Source organism: Micromonospora lupini (assembly GCF_026342015.1).
GTDB classification, from domain to species: Bacteria; Actinomycetota; Actinomycetes; order Mycobacteriales; family Micromonosporaceae; genus Micromonospora; species Micromonospora lupini_B.
The window spans coordinates 980,038-1,002,945 of the sequence record NZ_JAPENL010000001.1; the positions used below are offsets into that span (position 1 = coordinate 980,038).

20 protein-coding genes, 1 pseudogene and 1 riboswitch are annotated in these 22,908 nt (G+C 72.9%); of the genes and pseudogenes, 7 read left to right on the top strand and 14 right to left on the bottom strand.

The features are described 5' to 3' along the window. The first annotated feature begins 77 nt into the window (after positions 1 to 77). Complete coding sequence (locus OOJ91_RS04550) at positions 78 to 578, top strand: hemerythrin domain-containing protein (protein WP_323178466.1); 501 nt, start codon at positions 78 to 80, stop codon at positions 576 to 578. 138 nt (positions 579 to 716) lie between these two features. Further along, positions 717 to 806: riboswitch (ZMP/ZTP riboswitch) on the top strand. A gap of 19 nt (positions 807 to 825) precedes the next feature. Further along, positions 826 to 2,262, top strand: a complete 1,437-nt coding sequence (locus OOJ91_RS04555) for a glycine hydroxymethyltransferase (protein ID WP_266242812.1) — start codon at positions 826 to 828, stop codon at positions 2,260 to 2,262. 119 nt (positions 2,263 to 2,381) lie between these two features. Here the strand turns inward: OOJ91_RS04555 and OOJ91_RS04560 are convergent, their stop codons facing one another. The 6 genes and pseudogenes from OOJ91_RS04560 to OOJ91_RS04585 all read right to left on the bottom strand — a co-directional run bounded on the left by OOJ91_RS04560 (position 2,382) and on the right by OOJ91_RS04585 (position 8,704). Then, the gene (locus tag OOJ91_RS04560; protein ID WP_007460594.1) at positions 2,382 to 2,642 is read right to left on the bottom strand and encodes a hypothetical protein; all 261 of its coding nucleotides are present in this window, start codon (positions 2,640 to 2,642) and stop codon (positions 2,382 to 2,384) included. Beyond that, a complete protein-coding gene (locus tag OOJ91_RS04565; protein WP_266242819.1) occupies positions 2,642 to 3,970 on the bottom strand; it encodes an aminotransferase class I/II-fold pyridoxal phosphate-dependent enzyme in 1,329 nt (442 codons plus the stop codon). Before OOJ91_RS04565 ends, OOJ91_RS04560 begins: the two co-directional genes overlap by 1 nt. Positions 3,971 to 3,973: 3 nt before the next feature. Further along, the gene (locus OOJ91_RS04570) at positions 3,974 to 5,089 is read right to left on the bottom strand and encodes an alpha-hydroxy acid oxidase (RefSeq protein ID WP_266242822.1); all 1,116 of its coding nucleotides are present in this window, start codon (positions 5,087 to 5,089) and stop codon (positions 3,974 to 3,976) included. Between the two features lie 100 nt (positions 5,090 to 5,189). Further along, positions 5,190 to 6,110 (bottom strand): annotated as a pseudogene (locus tag OOJ91_RS04575) (alpha/beta hydrolase); the annotation flags it as partial. Between the two features lie 10 nt (positions 6,111 to 6,120). Beyond that, entirely contained in the window at positions 6,121 to 7,332 is a 1,212-nt protein-coding gene (locus OOJ91_RS04580) for a cytochrome P450 (protein ID WP_266242825.1), read from the bottom strand. Between the two features lie 67 nt (positions 7,333 to 7,399). Then, the gene (locus tag OOJ91_RS04585) at positions 7,400 to 8,704 is read right to left on the bottom strand and encodes an SGNH/GDSL hydrolase family protein (RefSeq protein WP_266242828.1); all 1,305 of its coding nucleotides are present in this window, start codon (positions 8,702 to 8,704) and stop codon (positions 7,400 to 7,402) included. Positions 8,705 to 8,965: 261 nt separating this feature from the next. Here OOJ91_RS04585 and OOJ91_RS04590 point away from each other — a divergent pair, with 261 nt between their 5' ends. The 3 genes from OOJ91_RS04590 to OOJ91_RS04600 all read left to right on the top strand — a co-directional run bounded on the left by OOJ91_RS04590 (position 8,966) and on the right by OOJ91_RS04600 (position 12,830). After that, positions 8,966 to 10,525, top strand: coding sequence for an AMP-binding protein (locus tag OOJ91_RS04590; protein ID WP_266242831.1), 1,560 nt, complete (start codon positions 8,966 to 8,968; stop codon positions 10,523 to 10,525). Then, positions 10,522 to 11,748, top strand: a complete 1,227-nt coding sequence (locus OOJ91_RS04595) for an MFS transporter (RefSeq protein ID WP_266242833.1) — start codon at positions 10,522 to 10,524, stop codon at positions 11,746 to 11,748. Before OOJ91_RS04590 ends, OOJ91_RS04595 begins: the two co-directional genes overlap by 4 nt. Before the next feature lie 158 nt (positions 11,749 to 11,906). After that, positions 11,907 to 12,830 (top strand): aminoglycoside phosphotransferase family protein, encoded by a 924-nt coding sequence (locus OOJ91_RS04600; protein ID WP_266242835.1) that lies wholly within the window; start codon positions 11,907 to 11,909, stop codon positions 12,828 to 12,830. 91 nt (positions 12,831 to 12,921) lie between these two features. On the opposite strand, the gene OOJ91_RS04605 is transcribed toward OOJ91_RS04600, so the two are convergent. Next, positions 12,922 to 13,494 (bottom strand): hypothetical protein, encoded by a 573-nt coding sequence (locus tag OOJ91_RS04605; RefSeq protein ID WP_266242838.1) that lies wholly within the window; start codon positions 13,492 to 13,494, stop codon positions 12,922 to 12,924. 223 nt (positions 13,495 to 13,717) lie between these two features. Between OOJ91_RS04605 and OOJ91_RS04610 the strand changes: the two genes are divergently transcribed. After that, on the top strand, positions 13,718 to 14,659 hold the full coding sequence (locus OOJ91_RS04610) for an exo-alpha-sialidase (RefSeq protein WP_266242841.1): 942 nt from the start codon (positions 13,718 to 13,720) through the stop codon (positions 14,657 to 14,659). Between the two features lie 43 nt (positions 14,660 to 14,702). After that, positions 14,703 to 15,458, top strand: coding sequence for an SGNH/GDSL hydrolase family protein (locus OOJ91_RS04615; protein WP_266242843.1), 756 nt, complete (start codon positions 14,703 to 14,705; stop codon positions 15,456 to 15,458). A 30-nt stretch (positions 15,459 to 15,488) separates the two neighbouring features. Here OOJ91_RS04615 and OOJ91_RS04620 read toward each other — a convergent pair whose 3' ends face one another. The 7 genes from OOJ91_RS04620 to OOJ91_RS04650 all read right to left on the bottom strand — a co-directional run bounded on the left by OOJ91_RS04620 (position 15,489) and on the right by OOJ91_RS04650 (position 22,904). Next, positions 15,489 to 16,847, bottom strand: a complete 1,359-nt coding sequence (locus OOJ91_RS04620) for a hypothetical protein (RefSeq protein WP_266242846.1) — start codon at positions 16,845 to 16,847, stop codon at positions 15,489 to 15,491. After that, a complete protein-coding gene (locus OOJ91_RS04625; protein WP_266242848.1) occupies positions 16,844 to 17,812 on the bottom strand; it encodes an alpha-ketoacid dehydrogenase subunit beta in 969 nt (322 codons plus the stop codon). The genes OOJ91_RS04620 and OOJ91_RS04625 overlap by 4 nt, the downstream gene beginning before the upstream one ends. A 1-nt stretch (position 17,813) precedes the next feature. Further along, complete coding sequence (locus OOJ91_RS04630; protein ID WP_266242850.1) at positions 17,814 to 18,785, bottom strand: thiamine pyrophosphate-dependent dehydrogenase E1 component subunit alpha; 972 nt, start codon at positions 18,783 to 18,785, stop codon at positions 17,814 to 17,816. Continuing rightward, on the bottom strand, positions 18,782 to 19,573 hold the full coding sequence (locus OOJ91_RS04635; RefSeq protein ID WP_266242853.1) for a DUF3050 domain-containing protein: 792 nt from the start codon (positions 19,571 to 19,573) through the stop codon (positions 18,782 to 18,784). Before OOJ91_RS04635 ends, OOJ91_RS04630 begins: the two co-directional genes overlap by 4 nt. Before the next feature lies 1 nt (position 19,574). Next, positions 19,575 to 20,504: a phytanoyl-CoA dioxygenase family protein gene (locus OOJ91_RS04640; protein WP_266242856.1), complete on the bottom strand. Its 930-nt coding sequence runs from the start codon at positions 20,502 to 20,504 to the stop codon at positions 19,575 to 19,577. Continuing rightward, the gene (gene hppD, locus OOJ91_RS04645) at positions 20,501 to 21,592 is read right to left on the bottom strand and encodes a 4-hydroxyphenylpyruvate dioxygenase (protein WP_266245262.1); all 1,092 of its coding nucleotides are present in this window, start codon (positions 21,590 to 21,592) and stop codon (positions 20,501 to 20,503) included. Before hppD ends, OOJ91_RS04640 begins: the two co-directional genes overlap by 4 nt. Positions 21,593 to 21,665: 73 nt before the next feature. Beyond that, positions 21,666 to 22,904, bottom strand: coding sequence for a beta-ketoacyl-[acyl-carrier-protein] synthase family protein (locus tag OOJ91_RS04650; RefSeq protein WP_266242858.1), 1,239 nt, complete (start codon positions 22,902 to 22,904; stop codon positions 21,666 to 21,668). Positions 22,905 to 22,908 lie beyond the last annotated feature (4 nt).

Below are 22,908 nucleotides of genomic sequence, written 5' to 3' on the forward strand. Positions count from 1 at the left end.
CCATATTCACCCGTTTCCCCAGCTCACCCTCGGGGTACCGAACCGACACCAGACGAGCTACCAAGGGGGTCATGCCGGTGTCGACAGATGCCATCGTCCTGCTCAAAGAGGACCACAAGGAGATGCGCCGCCTGTTCAAGGCCTTCCAGGACGCCGAAGAGGGGCCGGCGAGCAAGCGGCAGAAGCTCGTGGACCAGATCCTGGAGGCCCTCACGGTGCACACCTACCTGGAGAACGAGGTGATGTACCCGGAGGTCCGCCGGCTCCTGCCCGACCTGGAGGACGACATCCTCGAGTCGTACGAGGAACACCACGTCGCCGACGTGCTCTGCCTCGAACTGGCCGCCATGGACGCCGACGACGAGCGCTTCAACGCCAAGACGACCGTGTTGATCGAGAACGTCACCCACCACGTCGAGGAGGAAGAGGAGGAGTGGTTCCCCAAGGTCCGCGAGGCGTTGGGCCGTAAGCAACTCCAGGAGATCGGCGAGAAGATGATCGCGCTGCGCGCGGACGCGCCGCGTACCCCCACCCAGCCGAAGGCGATCAAGAAGGCACGCGACGCGGTGACGGCCTGAGCCCACCACCCTCCGACGAGGGGCCCGGCGCGATGCCGGGTCCCTCGTCGCGTACCGCGGATCAGTCGCCCGATCCCGGCTCGGCCATCGGACGTCGGTAGGTCGGCCGGGTCTGCCCCGGCCGGCCCCGGTAGGATCGGCGCGGGCCGTTACTGGCGCGTGGGGATGGAGAACCATCGGGGAGCGGCCCCGTCACACGGACGTTTGCCGAGCGCCTGGGCCTTCCCGCACGTCTGTTGGAGGTCGCATGTCGCACAACGCCGAGTCCACCGCATTCCGGAGCGCCCTCGAGGTGATCCGGGCTGTCGAGCCGCGGGTGGCCGACGCCATCGGCGCCGAGCTGACCGACCAGCGGGAGTCGCTCAAGCTCATCGCCAGCGAGAACTACGCCTCCCCGGCGACCCTGCTGGCCATGGGCAACTGGTTCAGCGACAAGTACGCCGAGGGCACCGTCGGCCGTCGCTTCTACGCCGGCTGCCAGAACGTCGACACCGTCGAGGCGCTCGCCGCCGAGCACGCCCGTGAGCTGTTCGGCGCGGCGCACGCGTACGTGCAGCCGCACTCGGGCATCGACGCCAACCTCGTCGCGTTCTGGGCGGTGCTCGCCGATCGGGTGGAGTCGCCCGCCCTGAAGAAGGCCCAGGTCCGCCAGGTCAACGACCTCACCGAGGCGGACTGGTTCGCGCTGCGCCGCGAGCTGGGCAACCAGCGGATGCTCGGCATGTCGCTGGACGCCGGCGGTCACCTCACCCACGGTTTCCGGCCGAACATCTCCGGCAAGATGTTCGACCAGCGCAGCTACGGCACCGACCTGGCGACCGGTCTGATCGACTACGACCGGGTCGCCGAGGCGGCCCGCGAGTTCAAGCCGCTGATCCTTGTCGGTGGCTACTCGGCGTACCCCCGCAAGGTGAACTTCCGGATCCTGCGGGAGATCGCCGACTCGGTCGGCGCCACCTTCATGGTCGACATGGCGCACTTCGCGGGCCTGGTGGCCGGCAAGGTCTTCACCGGCGACTTCGACCCGGTGCCGCACGCGCACATCGTCACCACCACCACCCACAAGTCGCTGCGCGGCCCGCGCGGCGGCATGGTGCTCTGCCAGCCGGAGCTGGCCGACCAGGTGGACCGGGGCTGCCCGATGGTGCTCGGCGGTCCGCTGCCGCACGTGATGGCCGCCAAGGCCGTCGCCCTCGCCGAGGCCCGCCGCCCCGACTTCGCCGACTACGCCCAGCGGATCGTGGACAACGCGCAGGCCCTCGCCGAGGGGCTGCTCCGCCGGGGCGCGACGCTTGTCACCGGCGGCACCGACAACCACCTGGTGCTCATCGACGTGTCCGGTTACGGGCTCACCGGCCGGCAGGCCGAGCAGGCCCTGCTGGACTCGGGCATCGTCACCAACCGCAACTCGGTCCCGCAGGACCCGAACGGCGCCTGGTACACGTCAGGCATCCGGATCGGCACCCCGGCGCTCACCACCCGGGGGCTGGGCACGGCCGAGATGGACCAGACCGCCGAGCTGATCCACACCGTGCTGACCCACACCACGGCCGGCGCCAACGCCGACGGCACCCCGTCCAAGGCGAAGTACACGCTCGACGCCGACCTGGCCGACAAGATCGCCCGCCAGGCCACCGACCTGCTGGCCCCCCACCCGCTCTACCCGGCCATCGACCTGGCCTGACGGTCGCGCCGGCCGGGCGGCCGGTGGCACTCGCCCCGACGAGCGGTATACCGCAGAGTCATAGTTATGACTCTGCGGTATACCGCTCACCTGTGTGACCGCCCCGGCGGGCGGTGGGGTCAGTTCAGGGGACGCTTGAGGTGATAGCGGTGGACCTCGGTGCTGCCCTGGACGTTGTTCACGTCCTCGGCGGCCGAGACCAGCTCCCAACCCTCCCGGCCAGCGCGGTTGAGGTGCGCGATGGCCGTGTCGCCGTAGGCGGTGATGTCCTTGCGCGACCCGTCCGGGCCGTACCAGACGAACGAGACGGTGAAATTGCGGCCCTGTCCCTGATAGCGGCGGACGAGCAAGGCGTACTCCCAGGCAACCATGCGGCCCATTATGACCGTCCACGCAGGAGCTCGTCGGTGATGAGGGCGGCGAGCCGGTCCAACCCCCTGTCGATCTGCTCGGGCGTCACCGCGCTCACCGACAACCGCAGCGCGCACACCGGCGCCGTGTCGTCGTAGAAGTGCGCCATCGGCGTCCAGAGCACCCCGTAGTCCCGCGCCGAGCGGTCCAGCAGCGCGTCGTCGACAGCGAACGGCACTGTCACCACCACGAAGAACCCGCCGGCCGGCACCGTCCACCGCACCGCCGCCGGCCGGCCCGGCCGGTCCGGGAAACGCCGGGCCAGCCCGGCGACCAGATGACGCAGATTGCGGGCGTACGCGGCCCGCTCCCGGGAGTTCGCGGGCACCAGGCTGCACCCGTGCTCCAACAGCCGCCCACCGATCACCGCCTGCGCGATCGGCGAGGTGTTCACAGTGACCATGCTCTTGATCATCGCAAGCTGGTCGGCCAGCGGGCCGACCCGGCCGTCCGGCCCGGCCACCCGCTGGTCGGCGACCACGTAACCGACCCGCGCCCCGGGCAGCACGGTCTTGGCGAACGAGCCGAGGTAGACCACCCGACGCTCGGTGTCCAGCGCCTTGAGGGTCGGTGGACGCGGCCCGTCGTCGACCGGGAACAGCCCGTACGGGTTGTCCTCCAGCAGCAGCAGGTCCTCCTCGGCGGCCAGCGCCAACAGCCGCCGCCGATCGGCGACGTCGATGCTGACCCCGGACGGGTTGGCGAAGTCCGGCAGCACGTAGCAGGCGCGCGGCCGGCGACCCGACGCCCGGGCCCTCCGCGCCTGCGCCCGCAGGTCGGCCAGGTCCACCCCGGACGGTCCACCGGCGACCGGCCACACCGGCAGGTCCACCAGCCGGGCCGCCCCGGTCAGCCCGACGTAGGTCGGGGCGACCGCCAGCAACACGTCCGCCGGGCCGGCCCGCAACGCCCGCAGCACCAGGAACATTGCCTCCTGGCAGCCGACGGTCACCACGACGGCCTCCGGGTCGACAGTGATCCCCTCGTCGACCGCGAGGTTGCGGGCGACGAGGTGGTGCACGATGCCCTTGGTCCGGCCGTACTGCAGCAGCAGCCGCCGCGCCTGCTCGGGCGTGTGCCCCCGCTCGTCGACGAGGTGCCTGTGGAACGTGTCCAGGTGCCGGTGCACCGCCGCGACGTCGAAGAACTCCTCGTACGGCCGCCCGGCCGCGAGCGACACCGCCGCCGGATAGCGTTCGGACACCTCGTTGAGGAAGTTCATCGAGGTCAGCGCCGGGTCGCCAAGCGCGGGGTGCAGGTCGGCGACGCTCAGGTCGACCGGCTCGGTAGCGGTCACGACTCAGCCCACCGCGAGCGTACGCAGCTCGGCCGCCGCCGCCGGGTCGGCGCAGCCGGCCAGTGTGAGGGCGTCGCGTACCTCGTCGGCGAGCAACGCCAACGCGTCCCGCGCGCCGCGCTGCCCGCCGACTGCCAGCGCCCAGAGCAACGGACGACCCACCAGGACGCCCGCCGCGCCCAACGCCAGCGCCCGTAGCACGTCGGTGCCCCCACGGATGCCGCTGTCCAGCAGCACCTGAGCAGCGTCGCCGACGGCGTCCACGACCTCCGGCAGCATGGTGACGCTTGCCGGCGCCCCGTCCAACTGACGCCCACCGTGGTTGGACACCACCACCGCGTCCGCCCCGATCCGCACCGCCTCGACCGCGTCGCGGGGATCCAGCACGCCCTTGACGACGAGCGGCAGGTCGACGTGTTCCCGCAGCCAGGCCAGATCCGTCCAGCGCAGGGCCGACTCGAACGACGCGTCGGTGTGCGCGGCGATCCCGGACACACCGGGGGCGCCGGCGTGCGCCAGCGCGTCCCGGCCGTGCGGCAGGTTGGCGGCGACCACGTCGGCCGGGAGGCGGAACGCGTTGCGCAGGTCGCGTGGGCGTCGACCGAGCACCGGAACGTCCACGGTGACCACCAGCGCGTGGCAGCCCGCCGCGACGACCCGGTCCAGCAGATCGCGGACCAGCGCCCGCTCCCGCAGCCAGTAGAGCTGGAACCAGACCTCCGCGCCGGCCGCGGTGATCTCCTCGATCGGCGTGCTGCTCAACGTGCTCGCCAGATACGGCACGCCTGCCGCGCCCGCCGCCGCCGCGAGGCCCAGTTCCCCGTCCGGGTGCACGAGCCGCTGGTACGCCATCGGCGCCACCCCGACCGGCATCGCGTACGGCCGGCCGAGCAGCCGGGCGTCGAGGTCCACGGTGTGGCTGCCGCGCAGCACCCGGGGCAGCACTGCCACCCGGTCCAACGCGGCACGGTTGGCGGCCAGGGTCACCTCGGCCGCGCTGCCGCCGGCGACGTAGTCCCACACGTCCGGGGCCAGCACCGCCCTCGCCCGCTGTGCGTAGTCGGCGAACGTCACGGCAGGCGCCCCGGTCGGCAGGTCGGCCAGCACCGGCTCAGCCACCGCGCACCCCCGCGTCGGCCGACGCGGCACCCGGACCAGCGCCGGCCGGGCCAGCGCCAGCCGGGCCGGCGGGCGGTTCGTTCCGCAGCGGCGGGAGCCCGAAGCGTTCCCGCAGGAACGCCGCCGCGCGGTGCTGTGCCCGCCGGCCGTCGGTGAAGACGCCGGGCATCGCGAAGAACCCGTGGATCATCTGCGGATAGTGGTCGAGGCGGGTGGGCACACCGGCGGCGCGCAGCCGCTGCGCGTAGCGCTGCCCCTCGGCGCACAGCGGGTCCAGCTCGGCGGTGACCACAAGCGCCGGAGGCAGGCCGGCCAGGTCGTCGGCGAGCAGCGGCGACGCCAGCGGATCCCGGGAGTGCTCCGCGTCGGCCAGGTAGTGCGTGCGGTACCACGCCACCGACCGGCGGTTGAACAGCGCGGGGTCGTCGTCGACCGGGCCGGACGGCTCGCCGCTGACGTCGGTGTTCGGATAGACCAGGAGCTGCGCCACGAGCGCGGGCCCGTCCGAGCGGCAGAGCAGGCTCACCGCCGCGGCGAGGTTCCCGCCCGCGCTGTCACCGCCCACCGCCAGCCGGGTCGGGTCCACCCCGAACAGGTGGGCGTTCCCGGCGATCCACACGGTGGCGGCGTGGCAGTCGTCCACCGCGGCGGGAAAGGGGTGCTCCGGGGCCAGTCGGTAGCCGACGGTCACCACCTGGCATCCCACCGCGTTGGCGAGTCGTCGGCAGATGCCGTCGGCGGTGTCGATGCTGCCGAGCGTCCACCCGCCGCCGAAGAAGTACAGCAGGGTGGGCAGCGGCCCCGGCCCGGCCGGCCGGTACACCCGGATCGGCAGGTCTCCGTCGGGGCCGGGGATGCGCTCGTCGCGTACCTCGGCGACCTGCTCGACCGCGCCGCCACCGGCGCGGATCGCGACCAGGTCCGCGGCGCGCGCCTCGGTCAGGGTCTGCGTGTACAGCGGCGGCGTGCCGGCCGCGGCGCGGGCCGCGCGGTAGGCCGCCACCTCCGGGTGCAGGGCCATGCGGGTCTCCCTATCCGCCGGTGCTGACCAGCAGCTTGTCGATGCCGCGCAGGAAGAGACTGCCGCTGTACGTCGGGGTCTCGGTGACCGCGAGCCGGGGGAACCTGGCGAACAGGCGGGGCAGGGCGAGGCGGCCCTCCAGCCGGGACACCGCCGCGCCGAGGCAGAAGTGCAGGCCCACCCCGAACGCCAGCGACGGTGGGCCGGGGCGGGTGGGGTCGAAGACGTCCGGGTCGGGGAACCGCGCCGGGTCCCGGTTGGCGGCCCCGATGATGATGAGCACGTTGTCGTCCCGGGCGACAGGCACGCCGGCCAGCACGGTGTCCTCCGGCGCGGCCCGGGCGAGGAAGTGCACGGGGCTCTGCAGCCGCAGCACCTCGTCGACGCAGCCCCGGGCGAGGTCGTCGTCGGTGGGCAGCGCGGTGACCGCCCCCGGATGGTCCAGCAGCAGGGGCAGGCCGTTGCTGAACATGTAGACGGTGGTGACGAAGCTGGCGTTGAACAGGACGATCAGGTTGCTGATCAGCTCCTCCTCGGTCAGCTCCACCTCACCCGAGCCGACGGCCTCCACCAGGCCGCTGATCAGGTCCTCCCCGGGCGTACGGCGGCGGTGGGCCAGCAACTCCCGGTAGAACGCCCGCAGCTCCTGCGCCGCCGTGTTCGCGGCGGCCAGCCGCTGCGGGGTCTTCCCGGCCACGTCCAGGAACTCGTCGATCCGCTCCACCCGGTCCCGGTACCAGGGCAGCTCCCCCGCCGGGATGCCGATGAACTCCGCCATCACCAGGGCGGGAATGGGGTACGCGAAGTCGGCCACGAAGTCGACGACACCGTCACCGGCGTCGGCCATCCGGTCCAGCAGCTCGTCGACGACCCGTAGGATCACCGGCTCCAACGCGCCGAGGCGGCGCGGGGTAAAGGTGCGGGAGAAGACGTGCCGCATCCGGGTGTGGTCGGGCGGGTTGATGAACATCATCGAGGTCTGGAAGGTCTGCAGGATCTCGTGGTCCTCCCAGCCCGGCGGGGGCTGCTTGGTCCACTGCGGATCGCGCAGCAGCCCGTCGATCAGGTCGTAGCCGACCGCAACCGCCGCCACCGTACGGTGCTCGGCACGCGGGGGCACGGCGCTGACCGGCCCGAGCCTGTGCAACTCGGCGTACCACGGGTACGGATTCTGGCGGCCCTCTTCGCTGTACAGGCCGGTGAGCAGGTCCTGCACCGTCACGACGTTCTCCTCCCCAGGATGTCGGCGCCCGGGGGCAGCGGGATCGTCCGCCGCCCCCGGGCCGGTGTCACAGGCCGAGCAACCGCAACGGCACGGCGTCGGCCATCGCCTGGTTGCCGGCGTCGTTCGGGTGGATGTGGTCCCCCGAGTCGTACGCGGGCAGCAACTGGCTGGGCCTGGCCGGGTCCCGCACCACCCGGTCGAAGTCGAGCAGCCCGTCGAACTCCCGGCTGCCGCGCAGGTACGCGTTCACGGCCTGCCGGGTGGCCTCCTTCTCCGGCGTCCACACACCGGGAGCGCCGTGCCCCTCGTACGGGGTCAGGGTGGCCACCAGGCTGGTCAGCCCACGCTGCTGGAGTTGCTGGTTGATCTGCCGCAGGGTGGCGATGATGGCCTCCGGCGGGTCGTTGGACATCCAGATGTCGTTGATGCCCAGGTGCGTGACGACAGTACGGACCCCGGTCTGCGGGAAGACGTCCTCGTTGAGGCGGGCCGCCGCGTTCGGGCCGAGTTGGAAGTAGCCGGGGTAGTCGCCGGCGCCCGGCTCGGTGCCCTCGTGGTTGAGGCGGTTGCCGGCGAGGCTCAGGTTGAGCACGCCGGGGGTGCGCTTGTCCGGCCGGTCGGTGAGCAGCCGGTCGGAGAGCAGGTCGGGCCAGCGGCGGTTGGCGTTGACGGTGCTGCCGTTGCCGTCACCGATGGAGTCGCTGAGCACGACAAGCGCGCCGGGGCTGGCCTTGCGCTGCACGTCCACCCCGGACAGGAAGAACCAGCAGCAGGCGGGTCGAATGGTGAATCCCGCGCCGTCGGCGGCGCCGGTCAGGTCCCCGGCGCCGATGAAGTTGGTCTGCTGGGACTGCCCGTGGAAGGTGGTCGGTCCGGTGGGCGTCGGGAAGTGCAGGGTGACCACCAGGTCGCTGTCGTCCGCGACGGTGAAGGTCAGCGGGTCGCTGAGCAGCTCGGCGCCCCGGTTCATGGTGGCCGAGGCGGCGCCGGTGAACGTCAGCGCGCGCAGCGAGGCCGGGTCGATGTCGGAGACGTCGTCGACTGTCGCGGTGTTCGGCCTGGCGACTGTGGCGCGGCCCACCCGGACCGCCTGCTCGCCGTAGAGGTTGCTCAGCCGTACGCGCAGCGCCGGGCCACCCACCGAGACGTGCACGACCATCCGGACGCTCTGGTCGTTCAGGCCGGTGTTTGTCAACCCGACCGAGTTGCCCCGGGTCACCGCGGCGGCCCAGCTGCCCGCCCACTCGCCCCGGTCCGGCCGGGCGGCGACGGTCGAGGATCCGCCGGCGCTGGCGACGACGGCGGGTGTTGCCGTGACCAGCAGCGCCGCGGCCGCGGCGACGACATGCCATCTCTTCGGGGTCGACATTGAACCTCCATCGTGTGGCAGCCCAGGGCCGTCCGCTGACGGCTCCCGCCTGGACGATGGTCCAGAAACCTAGCCGCCGCCGATGACGGGCGTCAATCAACCTGATCGACGCGATCAAATGTCCACCGGGCCTGCCGGATCGCCCTTCGGCCCGGTCCCGTCTCGCCCTCGCCGGCCTAGGCTCGCAGGCGGCGGCGGTGCGGTCGTCTCGTCACCGGGAAGCGGCCCGGGGCCGCCGCTTTCTCGGATGGGGGCTGCCGGATGACTGACGGACCCGCGCACACGACGACGTACGTGGACAGGGCACTGGATCTCTTCGCCGACTTCGGCGACCGGGAGGCGCTTGTCGGCGGTGACCGCCGCATCACGTACACCGAGGCCGCCGCGCTGGTGCGTGCGATGGCCGGGGCCCTGACCCGGCACGGCGTACGGCCCGGCGCGGCGGTGCTGGTGACCGTGGCGAACGCCGTGGAGGGGCCGTTGCTCCAGCTCGCCCTGCACCTGCTCGGCTGCCGGACGATGTGGGTGGCCCCGGTCACCGCCCGCCGGGAGGTCGACGAGTTCATCCGGCTGGCCCGCCCCGACGCCCTGGTCTACGACGCCCGCGACCCGGCCAGCCTGGGGCCGGAGCTGGCCGCCGCGCTGCCCGGCGTGCCGGTCTGCTGCCTGGGCGCAGGCGGCGCCGGCCCGGACGTCACCGCCGACACCGAGTCGACGGACCTGCCGGCGTCCGTGCCGTCGCCGGAGTCGTTCCTGCAGACCAGCGGCACCACGGGCGCTCCCAAGCTGGTGCACCACACCGAGAGCTTCTACGCCCAGATCCTCACCCTCGCGGCCGACTTCCGGGCCGCCGGGTTCCCGCTGTTGCGGCACCTGTCGCACTCGCCGATGTGGCTGGCGAGCGGCCAGATCACCACCCTGTTCAACCTGTTCACCGGCGGGGTGCTGTTCCTGCGCGACGACTGGGACCCGGTGGCGTTCGTGGCCACCGTGCAGCGGGAGCGGATCAACTCCACATTCGTCACCCCGCCGATGCTCTACGAGCTGCTCGACCATCCGGCGCTGGTGGGCGCCGACTTCTCGGCCATGTTCATGTTCAACGTGGGCGCCGGGCCCGCCGCGCCCGCCCGGCTGCGCCAGGCCATCGCGCGGTTCGGTCCGGTGCTGCGCATCGTGTACGGCCTCAGCGAGGCCGTGGTCATCACCGCGCTGCCGGGGCTGACCGACGATCCGGAGCACCCGGAGCGGCTGCGCTCCTGCGGGCGGCCCTACGGGGACGTCCGCATCGAGATCCGCGACGACGGCGGCACGGTGCTGCCGGCGGGCCGCGACGGCGAGGTGTGGGTGCACACCCGGCTGAGCTTCGCCGGCTACCACGGCCAGCCCGAGTTGACCGCGCAGACCCTCGTCGACGGCTGGGTGCGTACCCGCGACATCGGCCACCTCGACGACGATGGTTTCCTCTATCTTGTCGACCGGGCGCACGACATGATCGTCACGCACCGGCGGAACTGGGCGATCTTCTGCCGGCCCATCGAGGACGTGCTGGCCGGGCACCCGCAGGTACGGGCCGCCGCCGTGATCGGCGTGCCGGACGAGACGGTCGGCGAGGTGCCGTACGCGTACGTGGTGCCCGCGCCGGGCGCGACGGTCACCGGGGCGGAGCTGATCGACCTGGTGACCGCCGAACTCAACGAGATGTGGGCGCCGGCCGGCGTGGAGTTCGTCGACCGGTTGCCGGTGAACCGGTCGGTGAAGGTGGACAAGCGGGCGCTGCGCGAGCGGTACGCCGCGCGCCGGGCGGCGGCGGTCGGGGCGTGACACCCCGCCGGCAACTGGTCGTCCTGGTCGGCGCGGACCTGGTCTCCAACCTGGGCACCCGCATCTCGGTGGTGACCATCCCCTGGCTGGTGCTGGTCACCACCGGCAGTCCGACCAAGATGGGTCTGGTCGCGTTCGCCGAGACGCTGCCGTACCTGCTGTCCAGCGCCCTGGGCACGCCCTGGGCGGACCGGATCGGCCTACGCCGCACCTCCATCCTGTGTGACGCGGGCAGCGCGGTGGCCATGGTGGTCGTCGCGTTGACCCCGTGGCTGGGCTTCGCGCCCCTGGTGGCGCTTGTCGCGGTGGCCGGCGCGCTGCGCGGCATCGGCGACCGCGTCAAGCACGTCATGTTCCGGCCGGCCGCCGAGGCCGCCGGGGTGCCGCTGATCCGCCTGACCTCGGCGTACGACGGGTTGAGCCGGGTGGTGACGTTGTTCGGCGCGGCCGTGGGCGGCCTGTTGATCGCCGCGTTCGGGGTGAGCCAGGCGATCCTCATCGACGCGGCAAGCTTCGCGATCTGCGCGCTGCTCATCGGTCTGCTGGTCCGGCCCCCGACCGCCCCTGCGCAGCCCACCGCGCCGGTCGGCTACCTGCGCGCGCTGCGTGACGGGTTCGGCTACCTCGGGCGGGACCGGCCGCTGCTGGGCATGCTTGTGGTCGTCTCCGCGCTGAACATGGTCGCCAACGCCAGCGTGGCCGTCTACATCCCGTTCTGGGTCGCCCGGGAACTGCACGGCCCGCGCGGGCTCGGCCTCGTGCTCGCGGCGTTCTCGGCGGGCGCGCTGCTGGGCAACGTGCTGTTCACCGCGCTCGGCCCTCGGCTGCCCGGCCGGTTGACGTTCCTGCTCGGAGCGACGGTCGCCGGGACGCCTCGACTTGTCGCCCTGGCGATCAGCGACGAGTTGCCGGTCGTGCTCGTCGTGACGTTCCTGTCCGGCATCGGCATCGCGGCGGTCAACCCGCTGCTCGGGGTGGCGCTCTACGAGCGGGTGCCGCCGGATCTGCAGACCCGGGTGCTCGGCATCGCCGGCTCGCTGGCCTTCGTCGGCCTGCCGGTCGGCGCGCTGCTCGGCGGCTGGTCGGTGGACGCGCTCGGACTCACCCCGGCGCTGCTGGCCATGGCCGTGGCGTGCCTGCTCGTCACCGCGTTCCCGCTGGTGGCCAGGGCGTCCGACCCGCCGAAGGCGCCGACGCGGCCCACACCTGCCGCCACCGCCTGACGTCCCACTCCCCTGCGGGTCGCGACCGCCTCGTGCGCCTCCGCGCCTCCCCTGTCTTTCATGCCTCCCGCACGCCTGTCCCGCAGCGTTGGGCCGCCGGTCCCACCGTCGGCGCAAATCGGTTGCAGGTGCCCGGCGGAGCCCGCAGGCTCGGGCGGATGAGCGCACAGCCCGCACCCGACGTGCCGCACACCGACGAGGTGACGGCCACTGGCATCGACGCGGGCCTGGTCCGCCGACTTGTCGCCGAGCAGTTTCCCCGGTGGGCCGAGCTGCCGGTGCGCCCGGTCGAGGTCGGCGGCTGGGACAACCGCACCTTCCACCTGGGCGACGAGATGACCGTGCGGCTGCCCAGCGGCGAGGGGTACGCGTTGCAGGTCGCCAAGGAGCAGCGCTGGCTGCCGTGGCTCGGCGCGCGGCTGCCGCTGGAGATCCCCACCCCGCTGGCCCACGGGCGACCCGGCGCCGGCTACCCGTACCCGTGGTCGGTCTACGGTTGGATCGACGGCCGGACCGCACGTCCCGAACGGATCGACGACCTGCCCCGGTTCGCCACCGACCTCGCCGCCTTCCTACGTGCCCTGCGCGCCGTCGACACCACCGACGGCCCGGCGGCCGGCCCGCACAGCGCCTGGCGCGGTGGCCCACTGTCCACGTACGACAGGGAGACCCGGGCGGCGATCGAGGCGCACCGCGACCGGCTGCCCGTCGACGTGGTCACCGACATCTGGCAGGCCGCTCTCGACGCCACCTGCTCCGGGCCGCCGGTCTGGTTCCACGGCGACGTCGCGGACGGCAACCTGCTGGTCCGCGACGGCCGGCTCGCCGCAGTCATCGACTTCGGCTGCTGCGGCGTCGGCGACCCCGCCTGCGACACCGTGATCGCCTGGACCCTGCTGCGCGGCGCGGCCCGGGCGGCGTTCCGCGACGCGCTCGACGTCGACGCGGCCACCTGGGCGCGCGGGCGCGGGTGGGCGTTGTGGAAGGCGCTCATCACGCTCGACGCCCCGGCGCCGGCAACGGCGGCCTGGGCCCGGCAGGTGCTCGACGAACTTCTCGCCGAGCACGCCGTGTCCCGCTGATCCCCATCGCGCGCAGGGGTGCCGGCCGCCGACGCCGACACGTGAGCGACCGGTCCGGGCCGGGCCGCGTCGGTCGCCGGGAGCGGACCCGTCAGCGGCCGGTTCGGGCCGGGGTGGCGTGTTCGGTCTTGCAACTCGGGCAGCGCAGCGTCACCCCGGCGGCGGCCGGCACGCGCAGGCGCTGCCCGCAGCCGCAGGTGAACACCCGGGCCGAGCGCAGGTATTCGGCGCGGTCGCGGCGTGGCCAGCGGCCGTGGCAGCGGGCACACCACTTCGGCGGGTAGCTGTGATACCAGGCCAGCCCGAACGCTCCGGAGACCAGCAGCGCGCCGGGGACCAGCAGGCCCAGTGGCGCGAGCAGGGCGGGCCACAGGCCGCCGACGCCGTCCGACAGCAGCGCGCCCACCACTGCCAACACGACCACCGGCACGCCGAGCACCGTGAACCCGAAGCCCCAACCGAAGGCCAGCAGCGACAGCAGGAACACCACCCCCATGCCGCCGGGCGCCCACCGACGGACGCCGTACCCGCCGCAGCGTGGACAGGTCGGCGAGGCGCGATGGGGTACGGCCCGCAGCGCCTTCGGCGCGAGCCACTCGGTCAGTTTGCCGAGGATCGCCTCGACCAACTTGCTCGCCAGGGCCTGAAGAAAGGAGCTGAGCACCGACACCTCCCTCGGACCGACACGCCAACCCCGGGCAGGGCTGACCCACAGTCATCGTGGCTGGCCCGTGCCAGCGCACGGCACCACCGCGCCGACGCCGCCTCGACGACGCCAATCCGACACTGCCAACTGACAGCTTCGTTCGTCGTCCGTTCGCCTGATGGCCGCGCGGGCGTCGGCCGGGACGGCTAGCGTCGGCCCGTCCCCCAGGAGGCCGCCGCGCATGACGTCGTCGTCACCCACCCACCGCCGAACCGCGGAGGTCACCGCCGTACACCGGATCGGCGACAGCGCGCCGCACAGCGCGTTCACCGACCTCGTCCGGTACGCCGGGACGTGGTTCTGCGCCTTCCGGGAGGCGCGGACCCACCTCTCCGACGACGGGGTGCTGCGGGTGCTGACCTCGGCGGACGGTCGGGCGTGGACCTCCGCGGCCGTTCTCCGGCAGGACGGCGTCGACCTGCGCGACCCACGGTTCGTCGCGCGGCCCGACGGGCGCCTGCAACTGTTCGCGGCGGCGGCGACCGGGGAGACCAGCAAGACGTTCGACACGGTGACCTGGCTCTCCGGGGACGGGCACACCTGGGGCGACCCGATTCCGGTGGGTGAACCGGGTGTCTGGGTCTGGCGGGCCGCCTGGCACGACGACGCGATGTACGGCGTCGGCTATGCCACCCGTGGGCCGCGGTTCGCCCGGCTCTACCGCAGCGTCGACGGCGTCGACCTACGGCCGTGGGTGCCGACGTTGTTCGAGGGCGGCTACCCCAACGAGTCGGGGCTGGCCTTCGATCCGGACGGTACGGCCCACTGCCTGCTGCGCCGCGACGGCGACAGCGCCAGCGCGCAGCTCGGTCGGGCCCGACCGCCGTACCGGGAGTGGACCTGGACCGACCTCGGGGTGCGGGTGGGCGGGCCGGCACTGCTCCGGCTGCCCGACGGGCGGCTGCTGGCCGGCGTACGGCTGCTCGACGGCGACGTCCGCACCGCGATCTGCGCCGTCGACCCGCAGCGCGGCGCGCTTACCGAACTGGTCGCGCTGCCCTCCGGCGGCGACACCAGCTACCCGGGCCTGGTCTGGCACGACGACCTGCTCTGGGTCAGCTACTACTCCTCCCACGAGGGACGTACGTGCGTCTACCTGGCCGAGGTCGGCCTGGCCGACTGACCGGGTCTGGCCGCGCGACGCGGCTGTCGGTTAGCGTGCCGGCATGCCATCGACGCTCGACGAATCGACGGACCCGTACTGCCTTCGTCCCGGGGAGGCCGCCGAGCTGCTGCGCGGGCACCCGTGGCGGCGGTTCGTGGCGATCGGCGACAGCGTCGTGGAGGGCATGTGCGAGCCGACCCCGGGCTACCCGGACGTGCAGTGGGTCGATCGGGTCGCCGCCGAGCTGACCGCCGCCCGCCCCGGCCTGGCGTACCGGAATCTGGGTCGGCGGGGGCTGCGCGCGCACCAGGTGCGCGCCGAGCAGCTCGCTCCGGCGCTGGCCTTCGCGCCGGACCTCGCGCTCGTGGTCTGCGGCGGCAACGACGCCTTCCACCCGAAGTACGACGCCGACGCGGTGGACGCCGAGCTGACCGCGATGATCGGCGCGCTGCGGGATGCCGGCGCGGACGTGCTCACGGTGGGCATGTTCGACGTGTCGCACAGCCCGGCGGTGCCCGACGTGCTGCGGCCAGGACTGGCCGGACGAATGCGCCAACTGTCGGCACACACGGCCAGCCTGGCCCAACGCCACCACACCATCCACGTGCACCTGACGGACCACCCGCTGACAACCGACCCCACCCTGTACAGCACCGACGGCCGCCACGGCAGCGCCCGCAGCGACGCCATAGCGACAGCGGAGACCCTCCGCGCCCTCTCTCGCCGCCTCCAAGCCCCCTCCGCGCCCCCGGTTAACCCCCGCCAACCCGTCGATCATGAAGTTATTGCCACGACACGCCGCCGCGGAGGGCAATAACTTCATGATCGACGAGGCAGAAGGTGGGGGTTAGTCGGTGAGGAGGATTCCGGTGAGGAGTACTCCGTGGGCCAGGTTGAGGATTCCGTCGCCGCCCGGGTAGCCGACCCGCGCCAGGCCGCCGGAGGCCGTCCGGCCGAACAGGTACGGCGCCAGGGAGTACGGGACGTCGGCCGTCACCGTCTCGCCGGTCTCGATCTGCACGAAGTCCATCGGCACCCGGTCGGCGGGCAGGTACCGCTGCAGGATCGCGCCGCCCCGGTCGACTGCCGCGCGCAGACCCTCGGCCCAGTCCGTCGGGCTCAGGTCGGGGCCGATCAGCACGCCGTGCCCGGCTGAGCCGTCCGCCGGTTTCGCCACCAGCTCGGCCTGCTCGGCGAGCGCGCGGTCGAGCACCGCGACGGTCAACGGCACCGTGTACGGCACGTGCCGGCGGATCAGCGTCTGGTCGTCGGCGGGCAGGGCGTCCACGTCCTCCCACAGCCAGGCGAAGGTGGTCTTGTTGCCGAGCAGCCAGGCCGCCGCCGACACGTACATCGGCAGCGTGCCGGCGGCAAGCGCGCCGGCCACCGCGTCCAGGCCGGCGGTCGGGGTGACCCGGTTGGGCACGAAGAGCCGGAAGAGCGCGTCGACAGGCGCGCCGTCGACCACGAGCCGTTCGTCGGCGTCGAGTGTGGCAGTGGACAGGGGCGCGATGACCAGGTCGATGCCGAAGTCGCGGGCCCGTACGGCGAGGGGGTCGAGGATCCGGATGAACGTCTCGGGATCGTCCAGGCCCGGGTAGTCGGCGTCGAAGTCCATCAGCAGCGCCAGCCGGGCGCCCTCGGGCAACCCCAGCTCCTCGCGGATCGCCACGAAGCGCTGGTCCAGCAGCGACGGCGCGGCGCGTACCGGCAGCTCGTCGAGGATGCCGTGCTCGGCGTAGAGCTGCGCGAACCGCTGGATGACTGTGTCGGCGTCGAATCCGCCGCCGAGGCTGCTGTCGATGTTGTACTCGACGAACTTCGGCACGCCCTCGGTGAAGATCACGTCCGGCCGGTACGCGGCCAGCAGCGCCTCGGTCAGCGGCTCCGACTCGTCCAGCAGCCGGGTCTCCCCCGCCGGGACGCCGAGCAGCCGGCGCAGCTCACCGGCCGTGTCCACACGCCGCCGGCAGGCGTCCAGGACGAGTTGGGCCAGCCGGTCGCAGACCTCGTTGAGCTCCCGCCAGGCGTCGGCGGTCAGGACCGGGGGTCGGGCCAGCCGCCACTGCTTGTTGTAGGTGGCCCGGCCGTGGAAGACGCGTTCCCAGGCGGCCGCGCCGCTGGCCACCATGGCCCGGCGGGCCGGCTCCGGCAGGTCGGTCCAGGCCCCGTCGGCAGACGGCCACGAGTAGTTCGGGTCGATCATGATGAGTCCTTCATGGTCAGGTGGATGGCGGTGGCGAGCTGCTCCCGGGAGGGCTGCACAGCCCGGTCCAGGGCGGGGGCGAACGGCAGCACGGCCCCGTCCGGGCGGGTGACCCGGCGCGGCGGGGCGAGCAGCCGGATCCGCTCCACCACCGAGGCGATGATCTCGGCGGCGATGCCGCAGGACCGGTTGCCGTCGTCGAGCACCACGAGCCGCCCGGTGCGGGCCACCGACTCGGTCAACCCGTCGATGTCGAAGGGGTACAGGGTGCGCGGGTCGAACACCTCGACCGAGACCTGGCCGGCCAACTCCTCGGCCACGGCCAGCGCGTCGTGCACGAGATGCCCGATCGCGACGACTGTCACGTCGTCGCCGTAACGGTGGACGCGGCCCCGGCCCAGCGGCACCGGCTCCAGGTCGACCACGTCGTCGCGCACGTCCATCGCGCCGGCCGGTGCGAACACCACCACCGGGTCGTCGTGGCGGATCGCGGTGACCAGCAGCCCGTACGCGTCGGCCGGGGTGGCCGGCACGACGGTGACCACTCCGACGTGTGCGAAGAGGCTGTACGGGTGGTCGGAGTGCTGCCCGGCCCAACCGGTGCGCGACCCGGAGCCGGGCACCAGGTAGGTGACGGGGACACTGCACTGCCCGCCGGTCATCAGCGGGAACTTGTGCGCGTGGTTGACGATCTGCTCGAAGACCAGGAACAGCAGCGACGGGATCTGGAACTCGATCACCGGCCGCAGTCCGGCCAGCGCCGCCCCGGTGGCGAAGCTGGTGAACGCCTGCTCCGACAGCGGCGTGTCGCGGACCCGCTCGGTCCCGAACCGCTTCGCCAGCCCGGTGGTCACCAGTGACGCCCCGACCTGGACGTCCTCGCCGAGCAGGAAAACCGTCTCGTCGCGCGCCAGCTCGTCGGCGAGTGCCCGGGTCAGCGCCCGGCGGTACGACAGTCGCGGCACCTCAGCCACCTCCGGTGCGGACGGTCAGGCCGCTGGCGTACAGGTAGGTCAACGCGTCGGCCGGGTCAGGCTCCGGGCTTTCCAGGGCGAAGCGCACCGCCGCGTCGAGCGTCGCCTCGACCTCGGCGTCCACTGCGGCACGGTCGGCGTCGGGAAGCCGCTCGCCCTGGATGCGCACCGGGTCCCGGGCCCGGCCCCGGCTCACCTCGTCGGGCGGGCGGTAGTCGAGGCGTACCGCGTGTTCGAAGGTGTGGTGGGCGTCGAAGCGGTAGGTCCGGGCCTCGATCAGCTCCGGGCCGCCGCCGGAGCGCATCCGGCCGACGGCGGCGGCCGACGCGTCGCGTACCGCCTCGGGGTCCTGGCCGTCGACCTCGACGGCCCGGATGCCGAAGGCGGCGGCGCGGCCGGCGATGCTGCCGGCCACCGCTCCGGCGACAGGCATGGTGGTGGCGTAGCCGTTGTTCTCGCAGACGAACAGCACCGGCACCCGCCACAGCGCGGCCAGGTTGAACGCCTCCAGAAGCATCCCCTCGTTGACCGCGCCGTCGCCGAAGAAGCTCACCCCTACGGTGTCGTGGCCCTGCCGTCGCCGGGCCCACACCGCGCCGGTGATGATCGCCCCGGAGGCGCCGACGATGGCGTTCGCGCCGAGCACGCCGATGCTGAAATCGGCCGCGTGCATCGAGCCGCCCCGCCCGGAGTTGAGACCGGTCAGCCGGCCGCACAGCTCGGCGAGCATCCGGGCCGGGTCGGCCCCGCGCGCCAGCACGTGCCCGTGGCCGCGGTGGGTGCCGGCGAGCACGTCGTCGACACCCAGGGCGGCGCAGACGCCTGCGGCGATCCCCTCCTGACCGAGGTACGGGTGGATGCCGCCGACGATCTGCCCACCGTGGACCAGCTCCACCGCACGTTGCTCGAACCGGCGGATCAGCCGGACCGTGCGGTAGAGCCGGACCGGGTCGGCGTCGGTCACGCCGGCCCCTTGACCGCGGCGAGGATGTCGTCCCAGAGCCGGGCGCGGGCGGCGAGGGCGGTGTTGACCGTGTCGGCGCACTCCTGCCACTTGGTGTCGTCGTCGCCGCACAGGTCGGCGAGCATCTGCATGGCCATCGGGGTGTGCTGCTCGCCGTCGACCTCGATGTGCCGCTCCAGGTAGTCGACGAACGTGTGCAGCCGGTTGCTGCGTTCGTTGACCGCGACGACCTGCGTGAACATGTCCGGGATGAGGTCCTCCCGGCCGAACGCGAAGGCCGCCGCCTGGCAGTGCACAGGGGTGGACTCGATGATGTGCCAGGTGGTCGCGGCGAACGTCGCGGACGCGGCCGGCGCCCCCGCCTCGGCGAGCGCGTCGGTCACCGGCCGGCCGGCGCGCAGCAGATCGACGAGGGAGTTGACGGCTGTGGTGTCCGCTCCCGCCTCGGCCATACCCCCCACGTACAGCTCGAAGTGGCTGATGTAGCCCTCGCCCAGCTCGTCGCTCTCCTCCACCATGACGATGTCGTTGATGAGGCGGCGGCTGCCCGTCGGACCGGTCGGGATCCACGGGACGGTCACGCAGGTGAGCTGCCGCTGCAACGACTTCAGCAGGGACATGAAGTCCCACACCGCGAAGACGTGGTGCTCCATGAACGTGACGAGCGCCTCGTGGGTGTCCAGATTGGCGTAGAGCGGGTGCTTCACCACGGCGTCGCGTCGCTCGGTCACCGCCCGTTCCAGCCGCTCGATGCCCGGGTGCGTCCTACCCCAGTCGTAACGTGACATGTCAGCCTCCCTGCGGGGCGCGGTGGCGCCAGATGACGGGGCAGTAGTCGGGGTCCGCGTAGTCCGGCCGCCCGTCGTGGGTGCGGCGGACCAGCACGTCGTGGTTGTACGCGGCGAGCGTGCCGTCGGAGAGCGGATACTCCCGCCAGGCGTTGTCGCCGTCCTGCAGGTGCAGCGAGATCGCCTGTCGGGGGCGACCGCTGACGTTGGGGCCGCTGCCGTGGTAGGTGCGGCAGTGGTGGAAACTCACGTGCCCCTTGGGGATCACCATCGGGATCTTGCGGATCTCCGCGTCGTTGTGCGCGGCGTTCTCGGCGAGCATCTCCTCGAGCTGGCTGCGGTCGCGGTCGGCGAAGTGCCGCACCACTGTGTCGTCGGCGCCGATCTCCTTCCACAGGTGCGAGCCGTCGACCATCGTGATGGTGCCCATCTCCTCCCCGCAGTCGTGGAAGGGGATGAACGCGGTGAGCATCTTCTCCGACGACGACGACGCCCAGTAGTGCTTGTCGAAGTGCCAGGGCACGATGTTGCTCGGCTCGCCGGAGATCGGCGGCTTGTAGATCAGCGTGGACTGGAAGACGCGGATCTCGTCGGCCTCGGCGAGCCGGGCGGCGACCGCGCCGATGAGCGGTTTGCGCAGGATCGCGCCGAGCCCGTCGTGCTCGTGGTGGACGTAGTCGTTGTGCCGCTGCACCGACCCCAACGACGGCTCCCAGTAGGCGAGCTTCGGTGGCCGCACCGGCAGCCGGCGGTCCCGTTCGCCGTCGTAGTAGCGCTGCGTGGCGGCGGCGAGGATGTCCACCTCGTCGTCGGTGAAGATTTTCTTCGACAGGTACCAGCCGTGCTCGGCGTAGTGCCGCACGTCGTCGTCGGAGGGCAGCAGCGCCTGCTCCTCGGCGGTCAGCGCGGGCTCGAACTCGGTAGCGGTCATGCCCCCACCCCCTGTGGCGCGGCCGCCGCGGCGGCCAGTTCCCGCTCCTTGGCCTCGTACAGCGCCTTGATGTTGCCGCTGCCGAAGCCGCTCGCCCCGCGCCGCTCGATCAGTTCCAGGAAGAGCGTGCGGCGCACGTGCATCGACTCGGCGAAGATCTGCAACAACTGGCCGCCGTGATCGGAGTCGACCAGAACCCCCAGCTCGCGCAGCCGCTCCAGCGGCGCGTCCACCCGGCCGACCCGCGCCTCCAGGGCGTCGTAGTAGCTGGCGGGGGTGCCGGCGAAGCGGACCCCGCGCCGGCCCAGCGACTCCACGGCGGCGACGATGTCGTCGGTACGCAGCCCCAGGTGCTGCACTCCCCCACCGGCGTGCTGGTCGAGGAACGCGTCGATCTGCCCCGGCCGGCGGGCCCGGTCGGGTTCCAGCAGCACCACGGTGACCTGGCCGGACGGGCTCTGCACCACCTTGGAGTTCATGCCCTGCCCGTCGACCTCGATGTGCTCCTCGAAGATCTGCGCGAAGTCGAACAGCCCCTCGAAGTGCCGGACCGTCGCGTCCAGCTCACCGGGCGGCACGCAGACCGCCAGGTGGTCGACCTCGGCGAGGACCGGCTTGCCCTCGTCCGCCGTGAACGGCGTCGGTGCGATCACGCCGGGCAGGAAGTCCGAGCGGCGCCCGGTGCGCTGCACCAGGCGGTGCCGCACGTCGGCGAAGCCCTCCACCTCGGCGGTCACCACCTCGGCGTCCGCGCCGGTGAGCGTGGCCGGTGGCGTCACGCCCGTCGCACCCCGGCCCACCAGCTCGGCGTACGCCTCGGCGACGTCGCCGACCTCGACGGCGACGACCGCGATGCCGTCGCCGTGGCGCTGCACGTACCGGGCGGCCGGATGCTCGGCGCTCAGCCCGGAGGTGAGCAGCAGGCGGATGTCGCCGTGGCAGAGCAGCAGTGAGCGCTGCCCGGTCAGCCCGGTCTCCGGGCCACCCTGGCCGCAGATCTGGAAACCGACTGCGGTGCTGAAGTAGAAGGCCGCCTGCCGGGCGTCGCCTACGTAGAGTTCGATGTGGTCGATCCCACGGATGTCCATCTTCTCAGTGCCCTTCCCCATGCTTCCCCCCGTGTTGCCGTCCGGACGCCCCCCGTCCGGGATGCCGCGTCGCTCACCTCCTCGGCTCGGCGACCCGCGCGAGCAGCAGGCTCACGTTCTGGCCGCCGAACCCGAACGAGTTGGTGAGCGCGTACTCCGGGTCGGCCTTGCGGGGCGTGCCACGGATGTGGTCCGCCGGGCAGGCCGGGTCCGGATCGTCGAGGTGGTACGTCGGTGGCAGCAGCCCTCGACCGAGCGCCAGCGCGGTCACCGCCACCTCCAGCGCCCCGGAGGCGCCGAGCAGGTGGCCGGTGAGCGCCTTGGTGGAGCTGACCGGCACGCCGCCGTCGCCGAAGACGTCCACGAGGGCGGTGGTCTCGGCGATGTCGCCGAGCTTCGTGCCGGTGCCGTGCGCGTTGACGTAGCCGACCGCCGCCGCGGGCACGCCCGAGCTGCGCAGCGCGCCGCGGATGCACGCGGCCGCGCCGGCGCCGTCCGGGCGGGGCGCGGTCGGGTGGTACGCGTCGGTGGTCGCGCCGTAGCCGGCCACCTCGGCGTACCCGGTCACGCCGCGGGCGGCGGCGTGCTCGGCGCTCTCCAGCACCAGCAGCGCCGCCCCCTCGGAGAGCACGAACCCGGAGCGGGACGTGTCGAACGGCCGGCTCGCCCGGGACGGGTCGTCCCCGGCGCGGGCCAGCGCCCGCGCGTTGCCGAAGGTGTCGGCGAAGGTGGGGAACAGCGGCGCCTCGCTGGCACCGCAGACCACCACGTCGGCCTCACCCGCCCGGATCAACCGGACCGCGTCGGCGACCGCCTGCGCGCCGGACGCGCAGGCCGTGCCGACCGACGAGCTGTAGCCCCGGATGCCGTGCGCGATGGCGATCCGCGCCGCCGGCATGTTCGGCAGGATGCCGGTGAGCAGGTACGGGCTGACCGCCGCGCGTCCCCGGGCGGCACGGGCGAGCACCTGGGTCTCCAGGGTGGCCATCCCGCCGACGCCGCCGACGATCACGCCGATCCGGGACCTGTCGACGTCGCGGCCCACCTCGATGCCGGCGTCGGCGAGCGCGTCGGCTGCGGCGAGCAGCGCGAGCACGACGATCCGGTCCAGCACGCGGCTCTCCGGCCCGGACACGACGCTGCGCGGGTCGATGTCCGGCAGCAGGCCGGCGACGTCAAGCGACGCGTGCGCCGGATGACCGTCGGGCGGCCGGGTCAGCCCGGACCGGCCGGTGGTCAGCGCGTCGAAGGTCTCCTCGACGCCGCGCCCGACCGGGGTGAACAGGCCCATCCCGGTGATCAGGGCCGTCACGACG